Annotated in this window: 7 protein-coding genes and 2 pseudogenes; 5 read left to right on the top strand and 4 right to left on the bottom strand. The window is 68.8% G+C overall.

The window, feature by feature from the left end:
- The first annotated feature begins 384 nt into the window (after positions 1 to 384).
- The 5 genes from RBJ77_RS45160 to RBJ77_RS45140 all read left to right on the top strand — a co-directional run bounded on the left by RBJ77_RS45160 (position 385) and on the right by RBJ77_RS45140 (position 2,428).
- Positions 385 to 621, top strand: a complete 237-nt coding sequence (locus RBJ77_RS45160; protein WP_372350294.1) for a hypothetical protein — start codon at positions 385 to 387, stop codon at positions 619 to 621.
- Between the two features lie 301 nt (positions 622 to 922).
- On the top strand, positions 923 to 1,555 hold the full coding sequence (locus RBJ77_RS45155) for a M4 family metallopeptidase (RefSeq protein ID WP_372350290.1): 633 nt from the start codon (positions 923 to 925) through the stop codon (positions 1,553 to 1,555).
- Positions 1,500 to 1,745 carry a putative Ig domain-containing protein gene (locus tag RBJ77_RS45150; protein ID WP_372350293.1) on the top strand — a complete coding sequence of 82 codons (246 nt, stop codon included), beginning with the start codon at positions 1,500 to 1,502 and terminating at the stop codon, positions 1,743 to 1,745. Before RBJ77_RS45155 ends, RBJ77_RS45150 begins: the two co-directional genes overlap by 56 nt.
- Positions 1,746 to 1,843: 98 nt before the next feature.
- A complete protein-coding gene (locus tag RBJ77_RS45145; protein ID WP_372350289.1) occupies positions 1,844 to 1,993 on the top strand; it encodes a proprotein convertase P-domain-containing protein in 150 nt (49 codons plus the stop codon).
- Between the two features lie 303 nt (positions 1,994 to 2,296).
- A complete protein-coding gene (locus RBJ77_RS45140) occupies positions 2,297 to 2,428 on the top strand; it encodes a hypothetical protein (protein WP_372348518.1) in 132 nt (43 codons plus the stop codon).
- A gap of 105 nt (positions 2,429 to 2,533) precedes the next feature.
- Here RBJ77_RS45140 and RBJ77_RS45135 read toward each other — a convergent pair.
- From RBJ77_RS45135 to RBJ77_RS45120, 4 genes and pseudogenes are all read right to left on the bottom strand, one after another.
- A pseudogene (locus RBJ77_RS45135) lies at positions 2,534 to 3,813 on the bottom strand (MFS transporter).
- Positions 3,813 to 3,971, bottom strand: a complete 159-nt coding sequence (locus RBJ77_RS45130; RefSeq protein WP_372350288.1) for a hypothetical protein — start codon at positions 3,969 to 3,971, stop codon at positions 3,813 to 3,815. The pseudogene RBJ77_RS45135 and the gene RBJ77_RS45130 overlap by 1 nt, the downstream one beginning before the upstream one ends.
- Before the next feature lie 504 nt (positions 3,972 to 4,475).
- On the bottom strand, positions 4,476 to 5,294 hold the full coding sequence (locus RBJ77_RS45125) for a hypothetical protein (RefSeq protein WP_372350287.1): 819 nt from the start codon (positions 5,292 to 5,294) through the stop codon (positions 4,476 to 4,478).
- Positions 5,295 to 5,984: 690 nt separating this feature from the next.
- A pseudogene (locus tag RBJ77_RS45120) lies at positions 5,985 to 6,836 on the bottom strand (fumarylacetoacetate hydrolase family protein).
- Between the last annotated feature and the right edge of the window lie 17 nt (positions 6,837 to 6,853).

Genomic DNA, 6,853 nt, shown 5'->3' with positions numbered 1-6,853 from the left:
GACGTATGCCGGACCGCCCGTGATCGGCGGAGACCTGTGGTCCATCAGCACGAATGGTCCCACACCGTCACCTACGCCTATGCAGCTGACCCTCCCGACGCCAAGGCCAAGGTGTCGGCCGGCACCGCGAAGAAGTCGGGCCCGAGCAAAGCCGCGCCGTAAATTCCGCAAGGGAAACGCACGCAACGCCCCCGCCAGGTCGTCTGGATGATGAACGACAAGCCCCAGCTGGCCTGCTGGGAGACAGTCGTCACCGGCCTGCAGCACGTGGGTCCCCCAGCGAACGCCACGTCAAAATCGACGCCGCGAGCGGTGCCAATTCTGAGAACGCCGAACACGTAGTCCTCCGCCAGGGCAACAGCCTCTACAGCGTGGCAGGTCACGATCGGTTCCACCCGCCAGGACGACGGCACGTACGCCCTGATCGACCCCGCGCACGGTCAGCACCGACCTCGGGACTCCAGCGACAGAATCCAACGGGGGTCCTGTTCACCGACGCTGACGACGTGGGGCGACGGAACGGCGGCGAACCCCGAGACCGCCGCGGTGGACGCGGCCTACGGCGCGCAGACGACGTGGGACTCTCTACCACGACAACTTCGGCCGCAACGGCATAGCTAACGACGGCCGCGGTAGCAGTTCCTCCGTCCACTACGAATCCGTGAAAGGCGTCCCCCGCCAACGCCAACTGGCAGGACGGCTGCTTCTGCATGAGCTACGGCGACGGCGCGGGACGGACAGCACCCGGTGACGTCCCTGGACATCGCCGCGCACGAGATGACGCGCACGGAGTCACCTCCGCCACCGCCGGACTGGGCAACAACGGCGAATCGCCGGGCCTCAACGAAGCGATCAGCGACATGATGGCCGCCGCCGTCGAGTTCCACGCCGACAACCCCAACGACGTACCCGGACTACTACGATGGCCGAGTTGGACGACCTGCACGGCGACGGCAAGCCCATCCGCTACATGGACCGTCCCTCCAAGGCCGGCATCAGCTCCGTCGGCCACGCGCCCTTTGGACTACTGGACGCCGCAGGCGAAGGGGCAGGAGCCGCACATGGTGGCCGGGGGTGGGCGACCACTTCTTCTACCCACTGCCGAGGGCAGCGGACAGAAGACCATCAGCGGCGTGGACTACGACAGCCCCACGTACGACGGGCTCACCGTGGCGGGCGTCGGACTGACCGGACGCCCTCGGCCGTGGTGTGCCGCGCGCTCACCGTCTACATGACCAGCACCACCGACTACGCCGGCGCCCGGACCGCGACGCTCCAGGCCGCCGCCGACCTCTACGGCGCCAAGAGCGACGCCTACGAGTCCGTCGCCAACGCCTGGGCGGCCGTCAACGTCGGGATCCGCTACGTCAACCACATCGCCGCGGAACCACTGCCGACCGAGCCGGTGGCGGTCGGCCAGCCGGTCAGCCGTCAGATCACGGCATCCAGCAGTCGTCCCGGCCCGCTGACCTACTCCGCCAAGTCGCTGCCCCAGGGGGCTGTCGATCAACCACACCACCGGTCTGATCACCGGCACGCCCGGCAAGGCCGGTGACTACGACTCGGTCATCATCATCACGGACGCGGCGAGGAACATCCGGAAGTTCCCGTTCACCTGGACCGCTCTTGAATCCGGCGGACACTTCTTCGTCAACCCCACCACGTATGTGATCCCCGCGGGGCGTGGTCGAGTCCCCACTGGTCGTCCGGAGAAAGCCGGGCAACGCACCCTAATGACCTCATAGGTCTCGATCGATCTCGACCACGAGTTCAGCAATGCCATGGTGATCGACCTGATCGCCCCCCGACGGCACCGCCATCCACGTCACCCTGGGGACCCTGGGTGCTCACGCCCAGCCTGCACGAGACCTACACGGTCGACGCCTCAGCGGTGCCCGCGGTAGGCACCTGGAAGCTACGCGTCACCGACGGCACCCCGGCATCTTCGATCTGGACCCGGGCGCATCTCCAGCGCTGGAGCCTGACCTTCTGAGGCTTTCCCTCAACGGTCGTAACCGGCGTCCGGCCCGGTATAGAGCGCCACGGCCACCGCCTGCGACCAGGGCTTTGCCCCTGGAAGTCATGCGGTGGCCGTGAGCCTTGACGTGGGACCGCGCACTTCAACAAGCCTTCTGTCGAACGAAGACATGCCCTGGTCGCCAGCGGCGTCCGACCGGCCAGGCCGAGCAGAGGTCCCGCCGGCGGGTCCGTGGCCCGACAGGAGCCGGACACGCGGCGGGTCCGGAACTCGCGCGGTGCCTCCCGGGAGCCTCGCCACCCGGGTACCGTCAAGCTCATGCTGTGGATCTCGATCGAACGCATCCGCGAGCCGCAGACCTGCCACTGCGGCGCGTCGGTCGAACAGACGGGCCGCTGGTTCACGCGCGCTACTACTGCTCGCGAAAGCACCGCCGTCGGGGCCGGCTAGCCCAGACCGTAGTAGCCGTCCTCGACTTCTTGTCCTGAGTCTGGTCACACCCGTCCCGCGTCAGCGGCGCGCCACCACATCGGCCAAGGGGACGATCCCGTGGCCTCAGTTCGGCACTGCCCGTCCTCGCTCCCGGAGCGGGCCCATGCCCAGCGCGGCCACCAGCGTCAGGCCCTGCCGACACCACCATCGCCTTCGTTCGCTCCCGGCCATGTCGTGGGCCGACGTGGTGAGCGCGATCGTCAGTGCTACGCCGGCACAAGAACCGAGGTAGCGGAAGGACTGCTGCGCCCCTGACCCCATGGCCGCGGGACTGCCGACACCGAGTCGACGGCCAGCAGCGGCAGCGCTGCATTCAGCGAGGCCGCTGCCCACTCCTGCCACCACGAGTCCCGGCAGCAGGCGCATCCAGGAACCGGCGCCGACCGCGCCCAGCATCCCCAAGGTCCCGGCCGCGTGCAGAACAAAGCTCGATGACCATCTGGCGCGGTGGGACAGGCGGCCGCCGAGGTGGCGCGCCAGGATGGGCGACCACGAAGGACGTGCCCGACCAGAGCGAGAAACAGCCAGGCCGTGCTGATCGCCGACAGCCCCAGAGACCTGCTGGAGCATCGTGGGCAGGAAGCTGAACAGGCCTATCACCGCGAGGCCGGTGAACAGTCCCCTCGACGGACGAAGCCAGGAAGAGCGGTCGCGCAGCAGCGCTAAGTCGATCATCGGCGCGTTACCCAAGCCATTTCATACAGGGCGAACACGGCCGTCAGGAGAATTGCGGCGACGAGCAGAAGAGCAACGGCACTCGCAGCCAGCCGTCCCGGCCCAGGGTCAGCGCCGCCACCAACGCCACCAGCGCAGCCGCGAAGGCCAGGGCGCCGACGACATCCGTCCGCCCGCGGCGCGGAGAGCGTGACTCGAGAGCCCGCACAGACCGCACCCCGCCACGATCAGCGCGGCAACACTCAGCACCACATACGACGACGCCAAGACGGCATCGAACCGTAAGAAGCGGCCCCACCGCGATCCCGCCGCTCACGAATGCTCCCAAACTCCGGTCGCTCGGATCCTGCCCTGGGGGTGGAGTAGGCGTGGACGATCAGTCCCAGGCTGTCGCAAGAGCGCGGCGCCGGCGGCGCCCTGGGCGATGCGCGAGGGTGAACAGTGTGGTCGACGGTGCGAGCGCACCCAGAGCTGTCGCCAACCCGAGGCGAACGTGCCGGAAACGAAGATCCGGCGGCGGCCGAAGTCGTCGGCGAGGCTGCCTCCGACCAGCAGCAGGGCGGCCAGGCCCAGTGAGCCCTGTCTCAGCGGCCACGCCTGGGCGGAGAGCGGGGTGGTAGGTCGGAAGCCGCCCTCGAGAGGGTCACCATCGGCGCGGTGTAGGTCATCAGGGCGACCGCGGTGGCGGCACCGCCACGGCGAGGGCGAGGCCCGGGCGCTGGAGCGCGTCGGGGCGGCCGGCGGGCCCTGCTCGACGGCGCAGGGCGTTCCCGGCAGGGCAGCTGTCGTCCGGCCTTTCCCTGGTGCCGGCATCAGTGCCGTTCATGAGCTGTCTGTGCCCTCCAGGCCACGGTGGCGCGGCACATATACGAGTGAGTTCATTCACTGAATTCCGGAATGAGATGGGCGCTGAAGTCCCCATCGCTGAACCAACCAACGACGCGCGCCGTCCCGGCCGACCACCGGTGCCGGCCTGGATCCAGTCCCTCAGATCCGGTCAGCCGGGCGCTGATACATCCGAGGCGGCTCCTGTATCCGGTGGCCACAACCGGGTGATGGTGAGCGCCGGATCCAGAGCATCCCCTGTGCGCCTGTCCTACGGACGCGCCGCAGTCCGCACGGTGAGCAGGTTCGGATCGATGTTGGTGAAGTAGGCGCCGCTGGCGATGGTCGATCGTGGCCACGCAACGCGAGCGACGTGGTTCTGGAGTCCGTCGGCTCCGGTCAGCATCGACGGTGTGGCTGCCGTTCGGCCCTGACCAGCGCGATCGTGTTGTCCGCGTTGATCGCGGCCAGCAGAGTGTCGCCGGAGCCGGTGAACACGAAGTCGTCAATATTGGCCAGTCCCGTCGCGCGGGTCTCGATGGGCCCGGCGCCGCTCTGCCGGGTGACCAGGATGCGCAGCATGGTGCCCTGGTCCAAGTTGAGACCCACACAGATCTCTTAGTACCTTGATGCTGTTCGCTCCGAGGGAATCCGGCCGCGGCCAGTTCGGGGCCGGTACTCCACACGGGTGGGGCCGCCTCCGGTGGGGGACGCTCCAGATGGTGCCGAGAACCGAGTCGGCCACGTAGAGACGGTGTGCACTCCGGTCGAGGGCCAGGCCGTTGGGGGAGGGCCCTCCGGCGGGAAGCGCGGCAATGCGCTGCGGAGTGCCGTCGGCGCGCAGCCGCCACACGCCGGTCAGATCGCTGCTGCCGGTGGCGTAGAGGAAGTACAGGGTGCCGTCGTCGGCGCGGACGATGCCGCCGAGGAACGGCTGCGAGAGGGCCGGAGTGGTGGATCCGGCCGCCGGGGCAGGCAGTGTGGCAAGGATCCGCACCTTGCCATCTGTGGTGATCCGGGCGATCTGTCGGCTGTAGGCGAAGGTCACCACGGCGCTGCCGTCGGGCTCCAGGGTGATGTTCTCCGGACGCTGCCCCTTGGCTATGTCGAGGTGCGCCACGAAGCGCGTGCTCTGCGGCTGGGCGGCCGCGGCCGTGGTCACGGAGCTGTCCGAGGTCACGGCGATGGCTGTCATCACCGCTGAGGCCAGAAGGCCGGTGCGCAGTCTCCTGAGGAGCGTGGTCAGCGAGCCTCCTTCTTCACAGGTCGAGTCGGGTGGACGCGCCCCCGAGAGTGCGGGGCGACCGAGATAGTGGATGAACATGGCTTCGAATGGCGGCAGTTGGCGGTGGGGGCCGGCCGGGTGAGCGCACGGCGATGCGGCCGGAGGGCACAGCGGAGCGATGGGAGCGCGCGCCCGTGGAGCGCGTACGCCACAGCGGCAGGGCAGCCCTCGCTGGGCGGCTGACGCACCGTGTCCGCGCCCCCGCCGCGCCTCTCAGCGCCTGTCGTTCCCGGGAGCCAGGAGTACGGGGATGCGGCTGCCGTGGACGACGGCGTCGCTGACGCGAGGTTGAGCAGGGCTGCGAACAGCCCGTGCCGATGGGGGACCCTCAGGACCAGCAGATCGGCCTGATAACCGGCAGCCGCGGACGAGATGACGGCGGACACCTCGGTCGTCAGGGCGCTGACGAGGGTGCCTTCGGCGGAGACACCCATGTCCCGCAGCGCGGAGACCGCCTCGTCGAGGACCGCCTTGGCTTCCGCGTCGGACTCCAACGGGACCACGGCAGCGAGCTCGGCTGCGGTGGCAACGACGTGCAGAACGCTGACCGTGGCCCCAGTGAGCCGGGCCAGCTCACCGACCGTACGTACCGTGGGAGTGGCGTGCCGGACTGGAATCGACGGCAACGAGAATGCGATGGAACACGAGCCTGCGAACCTCTTTCGAACGTGGGTGAACATCAGCGTGGGCGCGCCTCTTGGCGCGGTGGGGCATCCCCGGCAGGTGAGGTCAGGCGGCCAGCAACCGCCGCCGCAGCTCGCCGATTCCGTGGATCGAACTGACGAGTTCGTCGCCCTGCCTTCAGCCACCGCTGGGGCGTACGGCCGAGTCCGACGCCCGACGGTGTACCGGTGTAGATGACGTCCCCCGGGCGACAGCGGCAGTACCGCCGACAACTTCGCGATGAGAGCCGACACGGGGAAGATGAGCTGCTGGGTGGAGGCGTGCTGCACGCGCTCACCGTTGATGCTGCACATGAGGTAGAGGTTGTCGGGGTCGTCGAACTCGTCGGGGGTGACGAGGCAGGGGGCCCATGGGCGAGAAGCCCGGGTAGGACTTCCGCCAGGCTGAACTGCGGCGCCGGCCCGCTCATTTGCAGGACGCGTTCAGACAGGTCCTGGCCGATCGTCAGGCCGGCCACGTGGTCCCACGCGTCCGCTTCCCGTACGTCTCGGGCATGGCGGCCAATGACGACGACCAGTTCCACCTCCCAGTCCGTGTTGCCTTCCCTCCGGCAGCACCACGTCGGTGACGGGGCCGGTGATGCTGCTGGTGAATTTGGTGAAGACGGGGTGGCATGCCTTCGGGCGTGCCGTACCCGGCCTCGGCGACGTGTTCGCGGTAGTTGAGGCCGATGGCGAGGAGCTGGCGTGGTGCCGGCGCCGGAGCGCCGAGATCGGCGGCGTCGAAGGGGGTTCCCGTACCGAGGTCCGCACCCGCGGCCCAGGTCCGGAATTCCTCCCAGCGTTCGTAGACAGCCTGGGGGTTGGGCGAGAACCGGTGGCCACTGGCCTCGTGCACGTCCACGGCCCGGTCGTGCGAGACGAGTACCAGCCGTCCGGACAGGTTGGCGATGCGCATGAACTCTCCTGTACTGG

Origin of the sequence: Streptomyces sp. KL116D (assembly GCF_030766975.1) — a bacterium.
In the GTDB taxonomy this organism is placed as follows: domain Bacteria; phylum Actinomycetota; class Actinomycetes; order Streptomycetales; family Streptomycetaceae; genus Streptomyces; species Streptomyces longispororuber_A.
The sequence above is the reverse complement of the archived record's forward strand: the minus strand, read 5'-3'. Positions and strand labels throughout refer to the sequence as shown.